The sequence below is a fragment of the Streptomyces sp. NPDC005141 genome, assembly GCF_053599975.1.
This window is the reverse complement of sequence record NZ_JBSFYW010000011.1, coordinates 103,456-126,196: the sequence shown is the minus strand read 5'-3', so window position 1 is coordinate 126,196 and position 22,741 is coordinate 103,456. Positions and strand designations below refer to the sequence as shown.

At 70.9% G+C, this 22,741-nt stretch carries 17 protein-coding genes; 8 read left to right on the top strand and 9 right to left on the bottom strand.

Going from position 1 to position 22,741, the window contains the following annotated elements:
- Positions 1-106: 106 nt before the first annotated feature.
- Entirely contained in the window at positions 107-1,468 is a 1,362-nt protein-coding gene (glnA, locus tag ACWD68_RS11765) for a type I glutamate--ammonia ligase (protein WP_266758054.1), read from the bottom strand.
- A 328-nt stretch (positions 1,469-1,796) separates the two neighbouring features.
- Here glnA and ACWD68_RS11760 point away from each other — a divergent pair, with 328 nt between their 5' ends.
- Positions 1,797-3,005 carry a globin domain-containing protein gene (locus ACWD68_RS11760; protein ID WP_451806261.1) on the top strand — a complete coding sequence of 403 codons (1,209 nt, stop codon included), beginning with the start codon at positions 1,797-1,799 and terminating at the stop codon, positions 3,003-3,005.
- Between the two features lie 322 nt (positions 3,006-3,327).
- Here the strand turns inward: ACWD68_RS11760 and ACWD68_RS11755 are convergent, their stop codons facing one another.
- Entirely contained in the window at positions 3,328-3,762 is a 435-nt protein-coding gene (locus ACWD68_RS11755; protein ID WP_451806260.1) for an RrF2 family transcriptional regulator, read from the bottom strand.
- Positions 3,763-3,963: 201 nt separating this feature from the next.
- Here ACWD68_RS11755 and ACWD68_RS11750 point away from each other — a divergent pair, with 201 nt between their 5' ends.
- The 3 genes from ACWD68_RS11750 (at position 3,964) to ACWD68_RS11740 (ending at position 7,779) form a co-directional block, all read left to right on the top strand.
- Complete coding sequence (locus ACWD68_RS11750; RefSeq protein WP_451806259.1) at positions 3,964-4,629, top strand: DUF3105 domain-containing protein; 666 nt, start codon at positions 3,964-3,966, stop codon at positions 4,627-4,629.
- Positions 4,626-5,249, top strand: a complete 624-nt coding sequence (locus ACWD68_RS11745; RefSeq protein WP_451806258.1) for a DUF305 domain-containing protein — start codon at positions 4,626-4,628, stop codon at positions 5,247-5,249. The genes ACWD68_RS11750 and ACWD68_RS11745 overlap by 4 nt, the downstream gene beginning before the upstream one ends.
- 589 nt (positions 5,250-5,838) lie before the next feature.
- Complete coding sequence (locus ACWD68_RS11740; protein WP_451806257.1) at positions 5,839-7,779, top strand: S53 family peptidase; 1,941 nt, start codon at positions 5,839-5,841, stop codon at positions 7,777-7,779.
- A 106-nt stretch (positions 7,780-7,885) separates the two neighbouring features.
- On the opposite strand, the gene ACWD68_RS11735 is transcribed toward ACWD68_RS11740, so the two are convergent.
- The 5 genes from ACWD68_RS11735 to ACWD68_RS11715 form a co-directional block, all read right to left on the bottom strand.
- Entirely contained in the window at positions 7,886-9,640 is a 1,755-nt protein-coding gene (locus ACWD68_RS11735; RefSeq protein ID WP_451806256.1) for an NAD+ synthase, read from the bottom strand.
- A 106-nt stretch (positions 9,641-9,746) separates the two neighbouring features.
- On the bottom strand, positions 9,747-10,970 hold the full coding sequence (locus ACWD68_RS11730) for an MFS transporter (RefSeq protein ID WP_451806255.1): 1,224 nt from the start codon (positions 10,968-10,970) through the stop codon (positions 9,747-9,749).
- 189 nt (positions 10,971-11,159) lie between these two features.
- Complete coding sequence (locus ACWD68_RS11725; RefSeq protein WP_451806254.1) at positions 11,160-12,197, bottom strand: endonuclease/exonuclease/phosphatase family protein; 1,038 nt, start codon at positions 12,195-12,197, stop codon at positions 11,160-11,162.
- A 200-nt stretch (positions 12,198-12,397) separates the two neighbouring features.
- Positions 12,398-13,018: a TetR/AcrR family transcriptional regulator gene (locus tag ACWD68_RS11720; protein WP_451806304.1), complete on the bottom strand. Its 621-nt coding sequence runs from the start codon at positions 13,016-13,018 to the stop codon at positions 12,398-12,400.
- Between the two features lie 99 nt (positions 13,019-13,117).
- Positions 13,118-14,719, bottom strand: a complete 1,602-nt coding sequence (locus tag ACWD68_RS11715; protein WP_451806253.1) for an MFS transporter — start codon at positions 14,717-14,719, stop codon at positions 13,118-13,120.
- A gap of 239 nt (positions 14,720-14,958) precedes the next feature.
- On the opposite strand from ACWD68_RS11715, the gene panB reads away from it, so the two are divergent.
- The 3 genes from panB to ACWD68_RS11700 all read left to right on the top strand — a co-directional run bounded on the left by panB (position 14,959) and on the right by ACWD68_RS11700 (position 17,894).
- Complete coding sequence (gene panB, locus ACWD68_RS11710) at positions 14,959-15,843, top strand: 3-methyl-2-oxobutanoate hydroxymethyltransferase (protein WP_451806252.1); 885 nt, start codon at positions 14,959-14,961, stop codon at positions 15,841-15,843.
- A 198-nt stretch (positions 15,844-16,041) separates the two neighbouring features.
- On the top strand, positions 16,042-17,076 hold the full coding sequence (locus tag ACWD68_RS11705; protein ID WP_451806251.1) for an ATP-binding cassette domain-containing protein: 1,035 nt from the start codon (positions 16,042-16,044) through the stop codon (positions 17,074-17,076).
- Positions 17,073-17,894, top strand: a complete 822-nt coding sequence (locus ACWD68_RS11700) for an ABC transporter permease (RefSeq protein WP_451806250.1) — start codon at positions 17,073-17,075, stop codon at positions 17,892-17,894. Before ACWD68_RS11705 ends, ACWD68_RS11700 begins: the two co-directional genes overlap by 4 nt.
- A 55-nt stretch (positions 17,895-17,949) precedes the next feature.
- Here the strand turns inward: ACWD68_RS11700 and ACWD68_RS11695 are convergent, their stop codons facing one another.
- Both ACWD68_RS11695 and ACWD68_RS11690 read right to left on the bottom strand, forming a co-directional pair.
- The gene (locus ACWD68_RS11695; protein ID WP_451806249.1) at positions 17,950-21,498 is read right to left on the bottom strand and encodes an AfsR/SARP family transcriptional regulator; all 3,549 of its coding nucleotides are present in this window, start codon (positions 21,496-21,498) and stop codon (positions 17,950-17,952) included.
- Positions 21,499-21,512: 14 nt separating this feature from the next.
- Positions 21,513-21,671, bottom strand: coding sequence for a hypothetical protein (locus ACWD68_RS11690; RefSeq protein ID WP_451806248.1), 159 nt, complete (start codon positions 21,669-21,671; stop codon positions 21,513-21,515).
- Between the two features lie 257 nt (positions 21,672-21,928).
- On the opposite strand from ACWD68_RS11690, the gene ACWD68_RS11685 reads away from it, so the two are divergent.
- Positions 21,929-22,726: a site-2 protease family protein gene (locus ACWD68_RS11685; protein WP_451806247.1), complete on the top strand. Its 798-nt coding sequence runs from the start codon at positions 21,929-21,931 to the stop codon at positions 22,724-22,726.
- Positions 22,727-22,741: the final 15 nt, after the last annotated feature.

The window sequence follows — 22,741 nt, the reverse complement described above, 5'->3', positions numbered from 1 at the left end:
GGACGGCCCACAGACGGCCCAGGGATCCTGAAGACAGCCGCGGGGCCCACGGTCACCGACCGTGGGCCCCGGGGCTGGACAAGAAAAAAGCGTCCCTGACCCGCGCCTACAGCACCGGCAGGTTCTTCCGCAGCTCGAAGGCGGTCACCTCGCTGCGGTACTCCTCCCATTCCGACTTCTTGTTGCGCAGGAAGAAGTCGAAGACGTGCTCGCCGAGGGTCTCGGCGACGAGTTCGCTGCGCTGCATGAGGGCCAGCGCCTCGCCGAGGTTCTGCGGGAGGGGCTCGATGCCCATGGCTCGGCGTTCGGCGTCGGAGAGGGCCCAGACGTCGTCGTCGGCGCCCGGCGGAAGCTCGTAGCCCTCCTCGATGCCCTTCAGGCCCGCGGCCAGGAGCAGCGCGTACGCCAGGTAGGGGTTCGCGCCGGAGTCGATCGAGCGGACCTCGACCCGCGCCGAACCGGTCTTGCCGGGCTTGTACATCGGCACGCGGACGAGGGCGGAGCGGTTGTTGTGGCCCCAGCAGATGTACGAGGGAGCCTCGCCGCCGGCGCCCGCGGTGCGCTCCGAGCCGCCCCAGATGCGCTTGTAGGAGTTGACCCACTGGTTGGTGACGGCGGAGATCTCCGCGGCGTGCTTCAGGAGGCCGGCGATGAAGGAGCGGCCGACCTTGGAGAGCTGGTACTCCGAGCCGGACTCGTAGAACGCGTTGCGGTCGCCCTCGAAGAGGGAGAGGTGCGTGTGCATGCCGCTGCCCGGGTACTCCGAGAACGGCTTCGGCATGAAGGTGGCCTGCACGCCCTGCTCCAGCGCGACCTGCTTCATGATCAGCCGGAAGGTCATGATGTTGTCGGCCGTGGAGAGCGCGTCGGCGTAGCGCAGGTCGATCTCCTGCTGGCCGGGGGCACCCTCGTGGTGGCTGAACTCGACCGAGATGCCCATCGACTCCAGCATCGTGATGGCCTGGCGCCGGAAGTCCTGGCCGACGTTCTGCGGGGTGTGGTCGAAGTAGCCGGAGTTGTCGGCGGGGGTGGGTCGCGAGCCGTCCAGCGGGCGGTCCTTCAGCAGGAAGAACTCGATCTCGGGGTGGGTGTAGAAGGTGAACCCCAGGTCCGAGGTCTTGGCGAGGGCGCGCTTGAGGACGTACCGCGGGTCCGCGAAGGACGGGGAGCCGTCCGGCATGAGGATGTCGCAGAACATGCGGGCCGTGCCGGGGGCCTCGGCGCGCCAGGGCAGCACCTGGAAGGTCGACGGGTCCGGCTTGGCGATCATGTCCGACTCGTAGACGCGGGCGAAGCCCTCGATGGCCGAGCCGTCGAAGCCGATGCCCTCGTCGAAGGCCTGTTCCAGCTCCGCCGGGGCCACGGCCACCGACTTGAGGAAGCCGAGTACGTCCGTGAACCACAGACGTACGAACCGGATGTCACGCTCCTCCAGCGTCCGGAGCACGAACTCCTGCTGCTTGTCCATCTTCCGCTTCCACCCATCCTTGCTGGTCAGGCCGCCTGCTTCCACGCCTCGAAGACGATCGGCGCACCTGAGCATCCCACCACAACACCATTTCATGCGCGTTGCGGACCTTGATCGGCCGGGCGACCTCGGTCTGAACGCCTCGCGTACGGCAGGTGTCCTGCTCTGCTGCACATACTGCCTGCTCACGCCCGCCCCCGTAATAGCCGACCCTCACTCTCTCGCCCCACGGCCTTTAATTTGCATCTCAGATGCAAGTTTTACTACTGTGCGGTGCGTACAAGGGGGCCGCAACCCACCGTTTCCGCCCTGGCTTTGAGGAGTCCTGATGCTGTCCGAACCGTCCGCCTCGACCGTGCGCGCCACTCTCCCCGTCGTCGGCGCCGCCATCGGCGAGATCACCGAGCGCTTCTACTCCGGGCTGTTCACCGCCCACCCCGAGCTGCTCCGTGACCTGTTCAACCGCGGCAACCAGGCCGCGGGCACTCAGCGTCAGGCCCTGGCGGGATCCATCGCCGCCTTCGCCACCCACCTGGTCGAGCACCCCGACGAGCGGCCCGACGCGATGCTGAACCGCATCGCGCACAAGCACGGCTCCCTGGGGGTCGCGCCCGATCAGTACAAGGTCGTGCACGAGCATCTCTTCGCCGCCATCGTCGAGGTGCTGGGCGACGCGGTCACCGCGGAGGTCGCCGCCGCCTGGGACGAGGTCTACTGGCTCATGGCGAACGCCCTGATCGCCATCGAGAAGCGCCTGTACGAAGAGCGGGCGGACGACGGGGCCCTGCACCCCTGGGTGGTCACCGAGCGCGTCGAGGAGACCGCCGACGTCGCCACCTTCCGGATCCGTCCGGCCGACGGCGGCCCCCTCCCGGACTTCCGGGCGGGCCAGTACGTCTCGGTCGGCGTCCGGCTCCCGGACGGCGCCCGCCAGATACGTCAGTACAGCCTCTCCAGCGCGCCCGGTTCACCGGTACGCCAGATCAGTGTCAAGCGGGTGCCCGCGGAGGAGAACCCCGGCGCCGCGGCGAGCCCCGGGGGCGAGGTCTCCGACCATCTGCACGTGCACGTCCACGAGGGCAGCGTCCTCGAGGTCTCCGCGCCGTACGGCGACCTGGTCCTCGACGACACGGACGCCCCCGTCCTTCTCGTCTCCGCGGGCATCGGCGTCACCCCGATGATCGCCATGCTGGAACAGCTGGTGGTCACCGGTCACAAGGCGCCCGTCACCGTCGTGCACGCCGACCGCTCCCCCGCCGAACACGCGCTGCGCGCCGACCACGGGGCGTTCGCGGGCAAACTCGCCGACGCGGAGACCCACTTCTGGTACGAGCACCCGGAGCCGGGCCACCCCGCCGGCCGGACCGGTCTGGTCGACCTCTCCGGAGTGACCGTGCGGCCGGGCACACAGGCCTACCTGTGCGGTCCGCTGCCCTTCATGCGCGCTGTACGGACCCAGCTCCTCGGGAAGGGCGTACCGGCCGCCGACATCCACTACGAGGTGTTCGGTCCGGACCTCTGGCTCGCCCAGGACTAGGGCGTGTCCAGCAGATCCGGCGGATCCAGTCGCGGAAGCGGGGGGGCCGGCAACGCCCCCGCAGATCGTCGGACGCCCGGCACGGCAGAGCACGGAGCCCCGCAGGGCCCTGAGTCCCACAAGGCCCTGCGCCCGGCCGGGCACGGAGGCGGAGCCCGACGAGGGGTCGCCGGGCGGCGGGAACGGCCAGGCCGCGGAAACAGCCAAAGGGCGGGAACAGACGGGCACCAGGTACGGCCATCGGGCCACCGGGCCACCGGGCCACCGGGCCACCGGGCCACCGGGCCACCGGGCCACCGGGCCACCGGGCCACCGGGCCAGGCTACGGTCTCCGGCTGATGCCCAGCAGCAAGGGCCCCGTCGGCTCGGCGACGACGTCGGCGATGGTCAGCGGGTCCAGCGAGGCGTAGAAGGCCTCCTGGGCGCGCCGCAGGGCACCCCGCAGCCGGCACGCGGAGGCGAGCGGGCACGGTGCGTCCCCCTCGCATTCGACGACCTCGCCGTCCCCTTCGAAGACGCGCACGATCGCGCCGACGGACGCGACGCGCCCCTTCTCGGTGAGCGCGAGACCGCCTCCCCTGCCGCGCCGGGCGTCGAGCAGCCCGAGGTGCTGGAGCTCCGCGACGACCTTGGCGGCGTGCGTGTAGGGGACACTCATGCCGGCCGCGACCTCGCGCGTGGTGGGCGTCGAGTCGCCGACGACGGCCAGTCGCATCAGGACGCGCAGGGCCAGGTCGGTGGATCGCAACAACCGCATGCCCGACAGCGTAGGTAATGCGCATCTCAGGTTCAAATTTTCCCTCCGGTCCCCGTCCCGCATCCCTCCGCCGTCGCCGCGCGCCCCTGCCCCTCCCCACCCGCCCTTTCTTCGGCCAATCCCGTGCCCTCCGTGCCTACGCCCCTCCCTTCCCGATTACGATCGGCGAACCCGACCGTCCCATCCTCATAAGGACTCACCATGGGTTCCGCCAAGAACACCAGCACCGCCTCGCGCCAGGCGCGCATCGAAGAGCTGCGCCGCGTCGAGCGCAATCGTGAGCGGCGCAACCGGATCCTCGTGATCGCGGCGAGCACGGTCGTCGTCGCCGGACTCGTCGCCGGTGGAGTCGTACTCGTCCGGTCGCAGTCGGACAAGAAGGACACGGCGAGCGACTCGAAGGCGGCGTCGGGGCACTTCGTCACGGGCGCGGACGGCGTGAAGACCTGGAAGGGCACGCTGGCGCGCAACCACGTCACGAAGACCGTGACCTACCCGATGGAGCCGCCGGTCGGCGGTGACCACAACCAGGTCTGGATGAACTGCAACGGCGACGTCTACGCCAAGGCGGTCAACAACATGAACGCCGTGCACTCCCTGGAGCACGGCGCGGTCTGGATCACGTACAACAGCAAGGCGTCGGACGCCGATGTGAAGGCGCTCGCGGCGAAGGTCAAGAAGACCCCGTACACGCTGATGAGCCCGGTCGATGACCAGAAGGCCCCGATCATGCTGAGCGCCTGGGGCAAGCAGCGCACGGTGACCGGCGCGGGCGACAAGAGCGTCGACGCGTTCCTCTCCGAGTTCGTTCAGGGCAAGCAGACGCCCGAACCGGGCGCGGCCTGCACCAACGGTCTGGCCCAGTGAGGCAGGTCGGCTGGATCGCGGGCGCCGCGGCGACCGTGCTCGTCGCGGCCGGGGCGATCACCTACGCGGTCGCCGACGGCGACGACTCCGGGACGCGGGTACCCGCCGCCGACTCGGCGGACGCGGGCTTCGCGCGGGACATGGCGGTCCACCACCAGCAGGCCGTCGAGATGTCGTACATCGTGCGTGACCGCACCAAGGACGTGGAGGTACGGCGTCTCGCGTACGACATCGCCCAGACGCAGGCCAATCAGCGCGGCATGCTGCTCGGCTGGCTCGACCTGTGGGAGCTGCCGAAGGTGTCCTCGGACGCGCCGATGACCTGGATGGGCATGGGGGACATGGCGTCCGGCAAGGACGGCTCGCTGATGCCGGGCATGGCCACCAACAGCGAGATGAAGCGGCTCGGCACGCTCGACGGGAAGCGGGCCGAGGTCTTCTATCTCCAGCTGATGACCGCCCACCACAAGGGCGGCATCCACATGGCCGAGGGCTGTGCCGCCAAGTGCACCGTCGGCGTGGAGAAGCGGCTCGCGCAGGGCATGGTCGACGCGCAGCAGTCGGAGATCAGGCTGATGGCGGACATGCTCGAGGAACGGGGCGCGAAGGCGGGCGACTAGGACCTGTCCGGGGTGGGCGGCGGTGCCGGGTACGTGGAACGGTCCGGGGCGGCGCCCCGGACCGTTCACCCCCGCCCCCGCCGCCGCCCCCTCCGCCGCCGTGTGGTCAGCCGCACCACTCCGTACCGCATGTCAGGTGGACGCCGGTCGGTACGAGCGGCTCCCCCGAGCCGGGCCGTCCCCGGGTGACGGCGAGCTGAGCCCGGTTCAGGCAGCCGATGAAGAGCTGGGCGTGGGCGGCAGAACCCCTCGAACTCCAGCTGCCTCGAACACCAGCTGCTTCACACCGGCAACACGCCCTGGGGACTCGATCCGCCTACAGAAGTCGGGCACCTCTTTACAGAGCCCGGGACGAGATAGAGGGAAAACCCTCGATTGTGGGCAACGACCCACTTCAAACCATCCCAAATGATCGCCGAACGACGCCACTTGGGCTTTCCTTGGCTTGTTCATTCCCCTGGCATGAACGGTTCACCGAAAGAGTGACCCCCATCCGTGATCCATTCCTCCCGCCCTGGTGGGGCCCGAGGGTCTCGCGTGGATCACCGACCAACCACTACATGCGACGAACCGCATCGCAGGGGGCTCTATGAGATCCAACCGCGCCACCGTGCGCGCCGGAGTGAGCATGGCGGCGACACTGCCTCTGCTCGCCGGTGCGCTGGCGCTCGGCATACCCGCGGCCCACGCCGCGGACGGCCCGAGCCGGGACACCCTCGCGGGCACCAGGCCCGCGTGGGCGACGGCCAAAGCGGACAAGGGAGCGGCGTCCGACAGCTCCCAGGTCTCGGCCCGGGTGTACCTCGCCGGACGGGACGCCAAGGGACTGGCCGCGTACGCCAGGTCCGTGTCCGACCCGCACTCGGCTTCGTACGGGAAATACCTCAGCGCCAAGAAGGCGCAGGCACGTTTCGGCGCCACCAAGGCCCAGGTCACGGCCGTGGCCTCGTGGCTGAAGTCGGCGGGTCTGAAGGTCACCGGGACGACGCAGCACTACGTCTCCGTGACCGGTGACGTGGCCGCCGCCGAGAAGGCGTTCGGCACGCAGCTGCACAACTACAGCAAGGGCAAGAAGACCTACCGGGCGCCGTCGAAGACGGCCTCCGCGCCCGCCGCCCTGAACGGCGCCGTCCTGACCGTCACCGGCCTGGACAACGCCCCGCACAAGGCGACGCACGCCGATCAACTGCCGCCTCCGGACGCGGTGTTCAAGAACTCCGGGCCGTTCTCCTCGTACTACGGCTCGAACGTCGCGAGCACCCTGCCGACTGCGAACGGAAAGAAGATCCCGTACGCGGTCAAGGGGTACACGGGCAAGCAGTTGCGCGCCGCCTACGGCGCGGGCAAGCGCACCGGCAAGAACGTGCGGGTCGCCATCACCGACGCGTACGCCTCGCCGACCATCGCCTTCGACGCGGCCACCTACGCCGCGAAGCACGGCGATGCCAGGTACACCAGCGGTCAGCTCCGTCAGGTGCTGCCCGCGACGTACACGAAGACCGAGGAGTGCGGGGCGGCCGGCTGGTACGGCGAGGAGACCCTCGACGTCGAGGCCGTGCACGCGGTCGCGCCGGGCGCGAGCATCACTTACGTGGGTGCCGCCTCCTGCTACGACGACGATCTGCTCGACTCGCTCAACAAGATCGTCGACGGGCACCTGGCCGACATCGTCTCCAACTCGTGGGGCGACATCGAGGCCAACCAGACCCCGGACCTCGCGGCGGCCTACGACCAGGTCTTCCAGTTCGGCGCGGTCGAGGGCATCGGCTTCTACTTCTCCTCCGGCGACAACGGCGACGAGGTCGCCAACACCGGGACGAAGCAGGTCGACACCCCGGCCAACTCGGCATGGGTGACGGCGGTCGGCGGCACCTCGCTGGCGGTCGGCAAGGGCGACAAGTACCTGTGGGAGACCGGCTGGGGCACTGAGAAGGCCTCGCTGTCCGAGGACGGCAAGAGCTGGACCGGGTTCCCGGGCGCGTTCACCTCGGGAGCGGGCGGCGGCACCAGCAAGACGGTGGCGGAGCCCTTCTACCAGAAGGGTGTCGTCCCGAACGCGCTGGCCAAGGCCAACAACGCCGCGGGCAACCGGGTCGTCCCGGACATCGCGGCGATCGCCGACCCCAACACCGGTTTCAAGGTCGGCCAGACGCAGACCTTCCCGGACGGGACGGAGCAGTACAGCGAGTACCGGATCGGCGGCACCTCGCTCGCCGCGCCGGTGATCGCGGCCGTCCAGGCGCTCGCCCAGGAGGCGCGCGGCGGCAAGGCGATCGGTTTCGCCAACCCGTCGATCTACTCCAAGATCGGCTCGAAGGCGTACCACGACGTCACGGACAAGCCCACGGGCTCCGGACTCGCCGTGGCGCGTGTCGACTTCGCGAACGGCTTCGACGCCGCGGACGGTGTCCTCACCTCCGTCCGCAGCCTCGGCAAGGACAGCTCCTTGAAGGCCGTGAAGGGCTATGACGACGTCACCGGTGTGGGCTCCCCCGCCCCGGGCTACGTCGACTCGTACAGCCGCCGCTGACGCGACCCGTCAGCACGAGTACGCCCGCTCCCCGGTCGGTCGGGGGGCGGGCGTACGTCTGTCCGGGCGCCGGAAGGGCCTCGCGGCCGGCGCCCGACGATCACCGTCAGGCGTGTTCGCGCCAGCGGTTGGTGATGGGCAGGCGACGGTCCTTGCCGAAGCCCTTGGCGGAGATCTTGGTGCCCGGCGGGTACTGCCGGCGCTTGTACTCCGCGGTGTCGACCATCCGGAGCGTCTTCACGACCAGATCGCGGTCGAAGCCGGCGGCGACGATGGTGTCGGCACCCTCGTCCCGGTCCACATAGCGTTCGAGGATCGCGTCGAGGACGGGATAGTCGGGCAGGGAGTCGGTGTCGACCTGCCCGGGACGCAGCTCGGCGCTCGGCGGCTTGGTGATGGACGCCTCGGGGATCGGCGGGGTCTGGCCCCGCTCGGCGGCCGAGCGGTTGCGCCACTCGGCGAGGCGGAAGATCGACGTCTTGTACACGTCCTTGATCGGCCCGTACGCGCCCACCGAGTCGCCGTACAGCGTCGAATACCCCACCGCCAGCTCGGACTTGTTGCCGGGGGCCAGCACGATGTGGCCCTCCTGGTTGGAGAGCGCCATGAGCAGGGTGCCGCGCAGCCGGGACTGGAGGTTCTCCTCGGCGAGACCGGTCAGCCCCACCGACGACATGTACGCGTCGAACATCGGCTCGATCGACACCGTACGGAAGTTGAGGCCCGTCCGCCGCGCCAGCTCGGCGGCGTCGCCCCGGGAGTGGTCCGAGGAGTACTTCGACGGCATGGAGACGCCGTACACGTTCTGGGCGCCCAGCGCGTCGCAGGCGATGGCGGCCACCAGCGCCGAGTCGATGCCGCCGGACAGGCCGATGAGCACGGACCGGAAACCGTTCTTCGCCGCGTACGCCCGCAGGCCGACGACGAGCGCCGAGTAGATCTCCTCGTCGTCGTCGAGCCGTTCGGCGTATCCTCCGGCGAGCTCCGGCTCGTACGCGGGCAGCGGCTCCTCGGAGAGGACGAGCCGCTCGATGCGCAGTCCGTCGTCGACGATGCCGGTGGCCGGCTCGGCGGCCCCCGCCGGGAGGTCCAGGTCAAGGACGACGCAGCCCTCGGCGAACTGCGGCGCGCGGGCGACGACTTCGCCGTCGCGGTCGACGACGATCGAGTCGCCGTCGAAGACCAGCTCGTCCTGGCCGCCGATCATGGCGAGGTAGGCGGTGGTGCACCCGGCCTCCTGTGCCCGCTTGCGGACCAGTTCCAGGCGGGTGTCGTCCTTGTCGCGCTCGTACGGGGAGGCGTTGATCGACAGCAGCAGTCCGGCCCCGGCGGAGCGGGCCGCCGGGACGCGGCCGCCGTCCTGCCAGAGGTCCTCGCAGATCGCGAGGGCGACATCGATGCCGTGGACGCGCACGACGGGCATGGTGTCGCCGGGCACGAAGTACCGGAACTCGTCGAACACGCCGTAGTTCGGGAGGTGGTGCTTGGCGAACGTCAGCGCCACCTCGCCCCGGTGCAGCACGGCCGCGGCGTTCCGCGGGGCGCCGGCCGGCTGGCCGTACTTCGGCTGCGCGGTCTCGGACCGGTCGAGGTAGCCGAGGACCACCGGCAGTTCCCCGAAGCCCTCGTCGGCCAGTCGCGCGGCCAGGTCGCGCAGGGCCGTGCGGGAGGCCTCGACGAAGGACGACCGCAGGGCCAGGTCCTCGACGGGGTAGCCGGTCAGCACCATCTCGGGGAACGCGACCAGATGCGCTCCCTGCTCGGCGGAGTGCCGGGTCCAGCGGACGACCGCCTCGGCGTTGCCGGCGAGATCACCGACGGTCGAGTCGATCTGATTCAGGGCGAGGCGTAGTTGAGGCACGGATCCAGTGTAATCGTCAGAGCGACGCAATGGGGTGTGGGGCTGCCCACTCACGAGCCGGCGCAGGCTTCGGGCGCCGCCTCGTGAGCCGTGTCGGCGCACCGCCTCAGTGGTGCGCGTGCTCCACCCGCGCGGGCACGTGCGCGGCGACGAGGCGGCCGGAGGCACTCGCGCCGGCGGCGGCGCGGCGGCGGTCGATGGCGTACGCGGCTCCGGCGACGGCCAGGCCGAGCACGGCGAGGGCGGCTCCGGCGAGCGCCGGGGAGGTGGCGCCGAAGCCCGCCGCCAGGGCGAGCCCGCCGATCCACGCGCCGCCCGCGTTGGCGAGGTTGAACGCGGCCTGGTTGGCGGAGGACGCGAGGGAGGGCGCGGCGGAGGCCTTCTCCATGACCATCAGCTGGAGGGGTGAGCCGGTGACGAAGGCGGCCGTGCCGAGGAGGGTGACCGCGACGGCGGCGCTCCACTGGGCGCCCATGAGGACAGGGAAGAGCGCGAGGACGGCGACGAGGGACACCAGGCCGCCGAAGAGGGTCCCGCGCAGGGAGTGGTCCGCGAGGCGGCCGCCGAGCAGGTTGCCCGCCGTCGCGCCGACCCCGAAGAGCGCCAGCAGCAGCGTCACGCTGCCCTCGGCGTATCCGGCGGCGTCCGTGAGCATGGGCGTGACGTAGCTGTACGCGGAGAAGAGCGCCCCGAAGCCCGCGACCGTCGTCCCGAGGGCGAGCCAGACGGGCAGCGAGCGCAGGGTGGCGAGCTCGCCGCGCAGACCGCCGGAGGAGGTGTGCGCGGGGGCGTGCGGGATCAGCAGGAGCAGCGAGGCGATGGCGGCCACGCCGATCACGCTCACCCCGAGGAAGGCGGCCCGCCAGCCCAGGTGCTGTCCCACGAGCGTGGCGACCGGGACACCGGCGATGTTCGCGACGGTCAGTCCGAGGAACATCAGCGACACGGAGCGGGCCTTGCGCTCGGGGGCGACCAGGCCGGTGGCGACGACGGCGCCGACGCCGAAGAAGGCACCGTGCGGCAGACCGCTCAGGAAGCGGGCGGCGAGCAGCCAGTGGTGGTCGGGGGCGAAGGCGGAGAGCGCGTTGCCCGCCACGAAGAGGCCCATCAGGGCGATGAGGACCTTGCGGCGGGACATCCGGGCGGTGGCCGCGGCGAGCAGCGGAGCGCCGATGACGACGCCGAGCGCGTACGCGGAGACCAGGTGTCCGGCGGTCGGGATCGATATGTGCAGGTCGTCCGCGACGTCGGGCAGCAGGCCCATCATGGCGAACTCGGTGGTGCCGATGCCGAAGGCGCCCACGGCGAGGGCGAGCAGGGCCAGAGGCATGAGAGGCCTTTCCAAGGAGCGGGGACGAGCGGGGCCGCGTGCGGGCGCCGGCGGCACGCGGGATACGGGGGTGCGCACGGACGCGCCCGCGCACAGCGATGTGCGCGGGTCACGGGTCGATCCAAACATTAAGTTCAGTCGCTGAACAAATCCTGCCCGGCAGAGTATTCCGGGAGGTGTTCCAGAGGGTTAAGAAGCGGTTGCGTCCAGCTTGACGCGCGCCGCGACCGGGAGGTGGTCGCTGCCGGTCTCGGGCAGGGTCCACGAGGTCACCGGCTCGATGTCCCTGACCATGATCTGGTCGATGCGGGCCATCGGGAACGACGCCGGCCAGCTGAACCCGAAGCCGGTTCCCGCCGCGCCCTGCGTGGAGCGCATCTGCGCGGTGACGGCGTTGAGCGCCCGGTCGTTCATCGTGCCGTTGAGGTCACCGAGCAGGACGACCTGCTTCACGGGCTCGCCGGCGATCGCCTCGCCCAGCGCGTCCGCGCTCTTGTCGCGCTGCCGGGCGGTGAACCCGGCCTCCATCTTCACCCGCACCGAGGGCAGATGGGCCACGTACACCGCGACCCGGCCGGCCGGCGCCGTCACGGTCGCCCGCATGGCGCGCGTCCAGCCGAGCTTGATGTCCACCGGCCGGGCCGCACTGAGCGGGTACTTGCTCCACAGCCCGACGGTGCCCTGCACCGAGTGGTACTTGTACGTCGACGCGAGCGCCTTCTCGTACACCGGCACGGCCGAGGCCGTCAGCTCCTCCAGCGCCAGCACGTCGGCACCGGAGGCGGCCACGTCACGGGCGGTGCCGGAGGGGTCCGGGTTGTCGGCGTTGACGTTGTGGGTGGCCACCGTCAGGTCGCCGCCGGCACCGGTCTTGTCGGTGAGCAGTCCGCCGAAGAGGTTCAGCCAGACCACGCCCGTCAGCAGCACGGCGATCAGGGCACTGGCGGACTTCCGCACGAAGGCGAGGACCAGCAGGACCGGGATGAACACCCCGAGCCACGGCAGGAACGTCTCGGTGAGGCTGCCGAGGTTGCCGATCCGGTTCGGGATCTGCGCGTGCGTCAGCATCACCAGGGCGAGCAGGAGCGCGATCGCGGCGAGGATCAGCCCGCGCCGCCAGATGCCGCGGTCGCCGCGCCAGCCGTCGAGCAGGCGTCGAAGCCGGGGCTCTCTGCGGTCCGGCTCCTGGCCGCCGCTGCCCGTCTCCGTCATATACGCCTGCGCCATACCGTCGCCTCACAAAATGCCGTGCGCACCGTCTGCCCCTCGACTACGACCCTAGGGGATGTTCGGTGTCGTTCTCGCCGTCCGTGACGGCCGTACAGGCAAGGGGACGTTCAACTTCCCGCCCGGAGTTCCACGTACGGGCCCGTGATGCGCCCTCTGTGACGAAACACGCACATTCGACCCGTCAGAAACCGGGCGCGTCACGGCCGGGCGGGGCGCAGGCCCTCCAGCAGCGTGTCGACGATCCGTTCGGCGAGACCCTCGGGAAGCTCGGTGTCCGGGCGCATGACGCTCCGGACGAGCATCGGGCCGACGAACATGTCGTTGAGCAGCTCGATGTCGACGTCGTCGCGGAGTTCGCCGTTCTCCTGTCCGCGGCGCAGCACCTCGTAGCCCAGCTGGCGCCTCGGGGCGATGACCATGGCGTCGTACGCGGCCCACAGTTTGGGGCTGCTCTTCATCTGCGCGTGCACGTTGTGCAGGATCGCCGAGGAGCGGCTGACCAGGCCGCGCCGGCGAAGCGACTCCAGCAGGACGACGAGGTCGTCGCGCATGGAGACGCCGGGGAGTTCGGGATCCGCGGGCTCGGCGGCGCGCAGCACGTCGACGAACAACTCGTCCTTGCCGCTCCAGCGGCGGTAGATCGTCGCCTTGCCGACGCCGACGGTGCGGGCGAGACGCTCGATGGAGATGTCCGCGAGCGGAACTCCTTCCTCCAGGAGTTCCATGACGCCCTCGATGATGGCGCGCTCCACAGCCTCGCTCCGGGGGCGGCCCCGGGCGGGGCACCCCTGCCTGTCTCGGCTGTCCGCGAGGCTCACGTCGAACTCCGTTCTCATCGTCGACCTGGTGTCATTCTCCCTGGTGTACGGCGACGGTGGGCACCCGGTGAGGGGTGCCCACGGTCCCGAACGGCACTGTCAGTCCTGTCCGAGGTCCGCCGTCACCAGCTCGGCCTCGTCCTTGCCCTCGCGCGGGGCCGCCGGACGGCCGGGCAGGAACAGGGCGACGACCACCGCGCCGATGACCGCGACACCCGCGCCGCACAGGGCGGTGACGTGCATGGCGTGCAGGAAGGCGTCGTTCGCCGGGTCGATCAGTGCCTTGCCCTGCGGGCCGAGCTTGGCGGCGACCCCGAGGGTGGCCTCGATGGACTCGCCCGCGGTGTGCCGCAGGGGCGCCGGGACGAGGCCGAGCTTGTCCTCGATGCCGTTGCGGTAGGCCGTGGAGAGCACGGAACCGAGGACCGCGATGCCGAGGGCACCGCCGACCTGGCGGAAGGTGTTGCTGAGCGCGGACGCGGAGCCGGCCTTCTCGCGCGGCAGCGCCTGCATGATGACGACGCTGGTCGGGGTCATGATGTGCGCCATGCCGGTGCCCATCAGGAAGAAGATGACCTCGAGAAGCCAGATCGGCGTGTCCGCCTCCAGCGTGGCGAACGCGGCCAGCGTCGCGGCGATGATCACCAGGCCCGCCGTGCAGGTGGCGCGGTTTCCGAAGCGGTCGACGACCAGCCGGGCGCGCGGCGCGAAGATGATCTGGGCCACGGCCAGCGGCAGCATCAACAGGCCGGTCTGCAGCGGCGAGTAGCCGCGGACGCTCTGCGTGTAGAAGACCGAGAAGAAGGTCACGCCCATCAGTGCGAAGAAGACCAGCGCGATGGCCGACATCGCCGCCGAGAAGACCTTGTTCTTGAAGTACGTCACATCGATGGACGGGTGGTCGCTGCGCTTCTCGAACATGACGAAACCGATGAGGACCACGAGTCCCGCGCCGATGGTCGCGAGGACCCGCGGGTCGGTGAAGTCGGCTAGCTGGCCGCCCTTGATGATGCCGTAGACGAGCAGGACGAGGCCGATGATGGAGAGGACGACACCGCCCGGGTCGAGGCGGCCCGGGTTCGGGTCGCGCGAGTCCGGGACCAGCCAGATCATCAGGGCTATCGCGAGCAGCACGATCGGCACATTGATGAGGAACACCGAGCCCCACCAGAAGTGGTCGAGCAGGACACCGCCGGTGATCGGGCCGATCGCGATGGCGAGGCCGACGCCGCCGGCCCAGATGCCGATGGCCTTGGGCTGCTCGTCGCGCTCGAAGACGTTCATCAGGACGGCCAGGGTGGCGGGCATGACGAAGGCGGCGCCGAGACCCATCAGCGCGCGGAACACGATGAGCTGGACCGGCGAGCCGGACTCGGCGGCCAGCGCCGACCCGAGGCCGAACACGGCGAGACCGCCGAGCAGCACCTTCTTGCGACCGAGCCGGTCACCGAGGAGGCCCGCGGTGAACAGAAGCCCGGCGAAGACCAGGGTGTAGGCGTTGATGGCCCACTCCAGCTCACCCTGCGTGGCGCCGAGGCCGGTGGGCGCCGGGGTCGAGATCGTCTTGATCGCGACGTTCAGGATGGAGTTGTCGAGCACCACGATGAGCAGGCTCAGCATGAGCGCGCCGAGGATCGCCCAGCGGCGCCGGTGCACCGCCTCGGGCACGCGTCGATCGGGCGGAGGAGCGGAAGTTGTCATGACGAACACCCTAGGACCAATACGATACGGCACCGTATCGTATTGGAAAGGCTTTACACAGAACTTACGAAGAGACCCAGGTCTCCGGTCGGAGACGGCCGGCCGGGCTGGGCGGGCGTGGCGAGAGCGACACGGAGGTCCCCGGGCCCGGTCTAGCCCCGCGTGGCACGAGATGCCACCATGGAGGTGATCCGGGGACGCCGTCAGGGTGCCTCGAGATGACAGAAGGAGCCGTTGCGATGACGCAGCTTTCGGCTGCCCCGAAGCAGCCTGCGGAGGGTGCCCTCAAGGCCACCGCCGACAAGGCGCTGTACGGGGGCAAGAGCACTCGCCGTATCACGGTGCGCGACATCACCGCCGCCAAGGAGCGCGGCGAGAAGTGGCCCATGCTCACCGCCTACGACGCGATGACCGCGTCCGTCTTCGACGAGGCCGGCATCCCGGTCATGCTCGTCGGCGATTCGGCGGGCAACTGCCACCTGGGGTACGAGACGACCGTCCCCGTCACCATGGACGAGATGACCATGCTGTCCGCCGCGGTCGTACGGGGCACCAGTCGCGCCCTGATCGTCGGCGACCTGCCCTTCGGGTCCTACCAGGAGGGTCCGGTGCAGGCGCTGCGCTCGGCGACCCGCCTGGTCAAGGAGGCCGGGGTGGGAGCGGTGAAGCTGGAGGGCGGCGAGCGCTCGCACCGTCAGATCGAGCTGCTGGTCGAGTCCGGCATCCCGGTGATGGCCCACATCGGCCTGACCCCGCAGTCCGTGAACTCCATGGGCTACCGCGTGCAGGGCCGGGGCGAGGAGGCCGCGCACCAGTTGCTGCGGGACGCCAAGGCGGTCCAGGACGCGGGCGCCTTCGCCGTCGTCCTCGAACTGGTCCCGGCGGAGCTCGCCGGCGAGGTCACACGCACCCTGCACATCCCGACCGTCGGCATCGGCGCGGGTCCCGAGACCGACGCGCAGGTCCTGGTGTGGACCGACATGCTCGGCCTGACCGGCGGCAAGGTGCCGAAGTTCGTCAAGCAGTACGCCGACCTGCGCCGCGTCATGGGCGACGCGGCGAAGGAGTTCGCCGAGGACGTGGTCGGCGGGACGTTCCCGCTGGACGAGCACTCCGTCCACTAGGCCCACCGAGGCCCACCGGGGCCCCCGAGCCACTGCGGCACCAAGGCAACCCGCCGATCTTCCCCCGTCGGCGGGTTGTCGCCTTTCCGCCCCCTCTCCGCGTCCTGTCGGTCGACTGTCGGCGACCTATCGGTAACGGTCGGAACCTGTAGGCATCCTGTCGGTCGTTTGTCGGTGGCGGCTGACACCTTGACGGACATGACGCGAATCGACAAGACGCCCCGGCAAGCTGCGACCGGCCGCAGCGCCGTCAGCGTACGGGGGCTGGTCAAGCACTACGGCGAGACCAAGGCGCTGGACGGTGTCGACCTGGATGTGCGCGAGGGCACCGTCCTCGGTGTACTGGGTCCCAACGGCGCCGGCAAGACCACCCTCGTCCGCTGCCTGTCCACCCTCATCACCCCTGACTCCGGCCAGGCCACGGTCGCCGGATACGACGTGCTGAAGCAGCCCCGGCAGCTGCGCCGGGTGATAGGGCTCACCGGCCAGTACGCCTCGGTCGACGAGAAGCTCCCCGGCTGGGAGAACCTCTACATGATCGGCCGGCTGCTCGACCTGCCCCGCAAGGACGCCCGCCGGCGGGCCGACGAGCTCCTGGAGCGCTTCTCCCTCACCGAAGCCGCCAAGCGCCCCGCGTCGACGTACTCCGGCGGTATGCGCCGCCGGCTCGACCTCGCCGCCTCGATGATCGGCAGCCCGGCCGTGCTGTACCTGGACGAGCCGACGACCGGCCTCGACCCGCGCACCCGCAACGAGGTGTGGCAGGAGGTCAAGCGCATGGTCGCCGACGGCGTCACCGTGCTGCTCACCACCCAGTACATGGAGGAGGCCGAGCAACTGGCCTCCGAGCTGACGGTCATCGACCGCGGCAAGGTCATCGCGAACGGCCGGGTCGACGAGCTGAAGGCGCGCGTCGGCGGCCGGACGCTGCGGATCCGCCCGGTCGACCCGCTGCAACTGCGCCCGCTGGCCGCCATGTTCGACGACCTGGGGCTCACCGGCCTCGCCACGACGATCGTGGACAGCGAGACCGGCAGCGTGCTGGTCCCGATCCTCAGCGACGAGCAACTCACCGCCGTGGTCGGCGCGGTCACCGCGCGCGGCATCACGATCGCCTCCATCTCCACCGAACTGCCCAGTCTGGACGAGGTGTTCCTCTCCCTCACCGGCCACAAGGCCAGTGCCCCGCAGGACGCCATGCCTGCCAACTCCCGCGAGGAGGTCGCCGTATGAGCGCCGCCACCGTCACCCCGCCCGACGTCGTCTCCGACGCGCCGATCCCGCTGCGCTCCCATCTGCGCCACACCGGCGCGCTGATCCGCCGCAACCTGCTGTGGATCCGCCAGGACCCGGAGTCGATGTTCGACGCCATCCTGTTCCCGGTCATCTTCACGCTGCTGTTCGTCTACGTCTTCGGCGGCTCCATCGGGCAGTCGCTCGGTGGCGGCCAGCAGGCGTACGTGCAGTACGTGGTGCCCGGCCTGATGGCCATGATGGGCATGAACATGGCCCAGGGAGTGGGCACCGGCTTCAACACCGACTTCAACTCCGGTGTCATGGACCGGTTCCGGTCCCTGCCGATCGGGCGCGGCTCGGTGCTGTTCGCCAAGATCGCGGTGGAAGTGATGCGGATGCTCATCGCGACCGCGGTCCTCATGGTCGTCGGCGTCCTGGTCGGCTTCGACATCACCAACTGGCCCGGCCTGTTCGCCTCCGTGGGTCTGTCCGCACTGTTCGGCTCGGCCCTGATGTGGGTGTTCCTCACCCTCGGCGTGATCATGAAGAGCGCGCAGTCCGTACAGGCGATGGGCTTCCTGGTGCTGATGCCGCTCCAGTTCGGATCGTCCATCTTCGCGCCGACCAAGTCGATGCCGGGCTGGCTGCAGAACTTCACCGCGTACAACCCGCTCTCCGCCCTGGCGGACGCCGCGCGCGGGCTGATGGTGGGCGGCCCGGTCGCGCACGGCCTGTGGGTGACGCTGGGCTGGTCGTTGGCCCTGACCGTGGTGATGGCACCCGTCGCCATTCACAAGTTCCGTACCAAGAGCTGACGTTCGGCCCGGGTCCCGCGCACCGGGACCATCGCGCACCGGGCGCGTCCGCGCCTCAGATGAGGGCGGCGGCCTCCTCCTCGGAGAAGCCGCCGCCCTCCGCGTATGCCGCCTCGTACACCCCGTCGTCGAGCAGGGCCCGCACGCCCGTCTCGGCCTGTGCGCGCACCTCCGCCTCCATGGGACCGGCGAAGTGGCCCGGTGGCAGCAGCGCGTCCGCGGCGCCCAGCAGCCGGGCCGCGTCACGGGCGCGACGGCCGCCGTCCAGATCGGCGAGGGCGATGGCGGCCGTGGTCAGATGGGCGGAGGGCATGTGCGGCGCGATCATCCGCGACAGCCGGTCGGTGGACCGTGCCATCGCCAGGCGCGCCTTGTCCAGGGCGCTTTCGCTCCGCCCGTCGATCGCGTCCAGCCAGGCCTCGATGCCGAGCATGAACCCGTCGAAGACGACGAAGGAACCGGCCCCGAAGTCCTGGCGGAGCAGCCGTATCTGCTCGCGCCCCTCGGCGACCCGGCCGCTGCGGCCGAGCCAGGTCGCGAGGAAGAGATGGGCCGCCGGCATGGCCTCGTTGTGGGCACCGTGTCCGGTCGCCAGGACCTCGCGGATCATCCGCTCACCGCGCTCGGGGTCCCCCAGCTCGATGTACATGCCGCCGAGCCGGACGTTGAGCACCGCCCTCTGGGCGCGGGCACCCAGCCGCTCGGCGTACTTCTCCGCTTCCGCGTAGTCCGCGGCGGCGGCCCGGTAGTCGCCCTTGCGTTCATGGGCCTCGCCGCGCGCGGAGAGCGATTCGGCGGCGCCCCACGCGTCACCGATGCGGACGAAGAGTTCCAGTGCCTCGTCGGCGTCCACCGTGGCGTCGCCCGCCATGTCGGCGCGGTTGGCGAGGATGTTGGCGCGCATCTGGAGGGCAGTGGCCAGTTCCCAGTCGTAGCCGAGTTCGCGGCAGGTGCTGACCGTCTTGTTGATCACCTCGGTGAAGCGTTCCATCGTGCCGGTGAGCAGCACGGCGTAGAACCAGAGGTAGCCGGGAGTACGGCAGGTCTGCGGCATGCCGGGCTCGTAGGTCGCGCCGATGATGCGGAGCTTCTCCTGCGCCTCCGGGGTCTGCCAGGCCCCCATGTCCATGTCCATATAGGCGAGATGGACGAGGTGAACACCGCGCCGGGCCTCTTCGAGGACCTCCTCGCGCATCGGCGGCGGGAAGTCCGTGCAGCGCTCGTACAGCGCGGCGGCCGGGCGCGCGGGCGGCGCGAAGGGGTCGGGGCCGAGGGCCATCACCTCGCGGGACCAGGCGCGGGCGTCGAGGCGTTGGTCGCGGATCTGCCAGTACCAGGTCAGCGAGAGCACCATGCACAGCGCCTCCTGCTCGTCGCGTTCGGCGACCGCGTGCCGCAGGGCGGTGCGCAGGTTCTCGTACTCGCGCTCGATGAGGTCGATCGCGTAACGCTGTTCGGGACCGCGCAGCAGGGGGTCGGTGGTGCGCGCGAGTTCGCGGTAGTACGTGAGGTGGGCGCGCTCGGTGGTGTGGCGGGCGCCGGACTCGTCGAGGCGTTCCCCCGCGTACTCGGCGACGGTCTCCAGCAGCCGGTAGCGCATCTCCCCCTCGCCCGAAGGGGCCGCGACGACAAGGGACTTGTCGACGAGCGAGCCGAGGACATCCAGCGCCGCCCCGCCGCAGACGGCCTCGGCGGCGGCGAGGTCGCAGCCGCCCGCGAAGACGGACAGCCGCCGCAGGGCGTCCCGTTCGACCTCGTCGAGCAGGTCCCAGGACCAGTCGACGACGGCGCGCAGGGTCTGCTGCCGGGGCAGCACGGTGCGACTGCCCGAGGTGAGCAACCGGAACCGGTCGTCGAGCCGGTCGGCGATCTGGCGCGGGGTGAGCATCCGCAGCCGGGCGGCGGCGAGTTCGATGGCGAGCGGGAGGCCGTCGAGGCGCCGGCAGATCTCCGCGGCAGCCTCATGGTCGTCCTCCACGCGGAAACCGGGCCGGGCGGCGGCTCCCCGGTCGGCGAGCAGCCGCAGCGCGACGGGCTCCGGAAGCGGATCCACCGGACGCAGCAACTCCCCCGGTACGCCGAGGGGTTCGCGGCTGGTGGCGAGCACGGTCAGTCCCGGACAGCGCTCCAGCAGCGCCTCGGCGAGGTGCGCGGCGGCTTCGACCACATGCTCGCAGTTGTCGAGGACGATCAGCATCCGGCGCTTGGCGCAGTGTTCGGCGAGCCGGGTGAGCGCGTCGTCGTGCCGGTCGGCCACGGCCCGCAACTCCTCGGCACCGGCTCCGCGCAGCACGGTCTCGCGGGCGCCGACGGCGGTCAGCACCGCTTCGGGTACGGCCTTCGGGTCGTCCACCGGTGCCAGTTCGGCCAGCCACACCCCGTCCCGCAGGGTGGGGGCCAAAGCCTCGGCCACCTCCTGGGACAGCCGTGTCTTGCCCGCCCCACCGGGCCCGAGCAACGTCACGAGCCGGGCCCCCGCGAGATCGCCCCGGATGGCATCGATGTCGGGCTCCCGCCCCACGAAGGACGTGAGCCGGGCCCGGAGGTTACCGGGCGGCGGTGACGCGGGGCGGGTACGGATGGTGTCCGCCGGGCCCGGGAGGGCGGCTTCGCCTTCGGCGGGTCCGGGGGCGTCCAGGGCCGTGTGATCGGCGTCCGGAGCCCGGTGCCGGACGTCCGGGACCAGGTGTTCGGCGCCCGCGCGTGCCACTCCGATGCCCGAGGCGCCGCCGGTGCCGACGCCGATGCCCTCGGCCGGGGCCGCGGTGTCCGTGGCCGGGGTGAGGGCGCCTTCGGCGGAGGCGGGCCCGGCGGAGCTGGGTGTTCCGGTGCCGGAACGCGCGTCTGCCCAGCCGTGGGCGCTTGACCGGTTCCGGGGTCCGGCCAGCAGTTCCGCGTGCAGGGAACGCAGCTCCGGACCCGGGTCCGAGCCCAGCCGGTCGGCGAGGAGGGCGCGTACGGACTCGTAGGCGGCGAGGGCCTCGGCGGGCCGGCCCGCGTCGCGGAGGGCCCGCAGCCGCAGGACGTGGAGCGGCTCGTCGAGCGGGTGCAGATCGCAGAGGGCGGTGAGCTCGGGCAGGGCCTGTTCGGCGTGGCCGAGGGCGAGGGCCGAGGCTAGGCGGGCACGGCGGACGTCGAGACGGCGGGTCTCCCAGCGGGCCGACTCGGCGGCACGGTCCGGGAGGTCGGCGAGGACCGGGCCGTGCCACAGGGCGAGGGCGTCCTCCAGGACGACGGCCGCCTTGGCGGCGTCGCCGTCGGCGAGGGCGCGGGTGCCCTCGCCCGCCAGCCGCTCGAACCGGTGCAGGTCGATGTCGTCGGTGGACGCCGCCAGCCGGTAACCGCCGTCCACCGACTCCACCGCGCCCACCCCGAGCGCCCTGCGCAGCCGCCCGACCAGCGCCTGCAGCGCGCCGGGCGCGTCCGCGGGCGGGTCGCCGTCCCACACTTCGCCGACCAGGACGGCCGCCGAAACGGTCCGTCCGGGCCGCAGCGCGAGGACGGTCAGCAGGGCACGCAGCCGCGCGCCGCCGACCGGGACGGGCGTGCCGTCGGGGCGGAGTGCCTGGGTGGTACCGAGGATGCGATAGCGCACGGGGTCCATTGTCTCCGGTGACGTCAGGTGCGGGGGTCGGGTACGTCGAGTTCGGCGAGGGCTCCGGCCCGGCCCTCGCCGAACCACCGGGGGCTCCCGTCCACGGCCGCCGGCGACCGCGACGCGGGCACCGGTACCCAGGTGCGCGAGCCGGGCTCGGTCCCCGCGAAGTCCTGGTGCACCAGGTGGATCGTACGGACCGTGCGGCGGGAGCGACCGGGCTCACCTCGTCGCCGGCCGAGAAGCGGGTACCGAAGGGGGTATCGAAGGGGTACCACAGCGCTCCGTCCGCCGGTCCGCGGAGAACGCCCGCCATCGCCCCCATCCCCCCACCCTCCCCGGAACCAATGCCCGATGGCGAGACGTTTTCGGCATGAGCCCGGTACGGTCGGGCAGGCCCGAGCACACCTGCATCAGCCCAGCCAGTCCAGGGAGCCCCATGACCACCGCCGCGACCCGCCGCAGCGACCGGAGGATCAGCCCCGTCTTCGTCGGGATCGTGGCTGTCACGGCGGTGACCGGCTGGGCGACCTGGACCGGATTCGCCGAGCTGCCCGGTATGGCGGTCTTCCTGTTCGTGACGGCCGCCTGGATCGTCTCGCTCTGCCTCCACGAGTACGCGCACGCCCGCACCGCCCTGCACAGCGGCGACATCTCGATCGGCGCCAAGGGCTATCTGACCCTGAACCCGCTGAAGTACACCCACGCCCTGCTGAGCATCGTGCTGCCGGTGATCTTCGTGATCATGGGGGGAATCGGTCTGCCCGGCGGGGCGGTCTTCATCGAGCGGGACCGGATCCAGGGCCGCTGGAAGCACAGCCTGATCTCGGCGGCGGGCCCGCTGACGAACGTCCTGTTCGCCGTCGTGTGCACGGCGCCGTTCTGGCTGCACGCCCTGGACGGAGTCCCGGACGCCTTCCGCTACGCACTGGCGTTCCTCGCGCTGCTCCAGGTCACGGCCGCGATCCTGAACTTCCTGCCGGTCCCGGGCCTGGACGGCTACGGCGTGATCGAGCCCTGGCTGTCGTACGGCGTCCGCCGGCAGGTCGAGCCGTTCGCGCCGTTCGGTCTGCTCGCGGTGTTCGCGGTGCTGTGGATCCCGTCGGTGAACCGCGAGTTCTTCGACATCATCGATGCCGTCCTGCGCGGCCTGGGCATCGGCCCGGGTGAAGCGGACTGCGGCCAGTGGCTCTACCGCTTCTGGCAGGAGAACAACGACATCTGCCTGAAGTCCTGACCGGCCTGAACTCCT

What these genes read in the sequence shown, in the direction of transcription:
- glnA (WP_266758054.1), bottom strand. Translation starts at nt 1,468, where the DNA reads ATGGACAAGCAGCAGGAGTTCGTGCTCCGGACGCTGGAGGAGCGTGAC.
- ACWD68_RS11760 (WP_451806261.1), top strand. Translation starts at nt 1,797, where the DNA reads ATGCTGTCCGAACCGTCCGCCTCGACCGTGCGCGCCACTCTCCCCGTC.
- ACWD68_RS11755 (WP_451806260.1), bottom strand. Translation starts at nt 3,762, where the DNA reads ATGCGGTTGTTGCGATCCACCGACCTGGCCCTGCGCGTCCTGATGCGA.
- ACWD68_RS11750 (WP_451806259.1), top strand. Translation starts at nt 3,964, where the DNA reads ATGGGTTCCGCCAAGAACACCAGCACCGCCTCGCGCCAGGCGCGCATC.
- ACWD68_RS11740 (WP_451806257.1), top strand. Translation starts at nt 5,839, where the DNA reads ATGAGATCCAACCGCGCCACCGTGCGCGCCGGAGTGAGCATGGCGGCG.
- ACWD68_RS11730 (WP_451806255.1), bottom strand. Translation starts at nt 10,970, where the DNA reads ATGCCTCTGGCCCTGCTCGCCCTCGCCGTGGGCGCCTTCGGCATCGGC.
- ACWD68_RS11725 (WP_451806254.1), bottom strand. Translation starts at nt 12,197, where the DNA reads ATGGCGCAGGCGTATATGACGGAGACGGGCAGCGGCGGCCAGGAGCCG.
- ACWD68_RS11715 (WP_451806253.1), bottom strand. Translation starts at nt 14,719, where the DNA reads ATGACAACTTCCGCTCCTCCGCCCGATCGACGCGTGCCCGAGGCGGTG.
- panB (WP_451806252.1), top strand. Translation starts at nt 14,959, where the DNA reads ATGACGCAGCTTTCGGCTGCCCCGAAGCAGCCTGCGGAGGGTGCCCTC.
- ACWD68_RS11705 (WP_451806251.1), top strand. Translation starts at nt 16,042, where the DNA reads ATGACGCGAATCGACAAGACGCCCCGGCAAGCTGCGACCGGCCGCAGC.
- ACWD68_RS11700 (WP_451806250.1), top strand. Translation starts at nt 17,073, where the DNA reads ATGAGCGCCGCCACCGTCACCCCGCCCGACGTCGTCTCCGACGCGCCG.
- ACWD68_RS11695 (WP_451806249.1), bottom strand. Translation starts at nt 21,498, where the DNA reads ATGGACCCCGTGCGCTATCGCATCCTCGGTACCACCCAGGCACTCCGC.
- ACWD68_RS11685 (WP_451806247.1), top strand. Translation starts at nt 21,929, where the DNA reads ATGACCACCGCCGCGACCCGCCGCAGCGACCGGAGGATCAGCCCCGTC.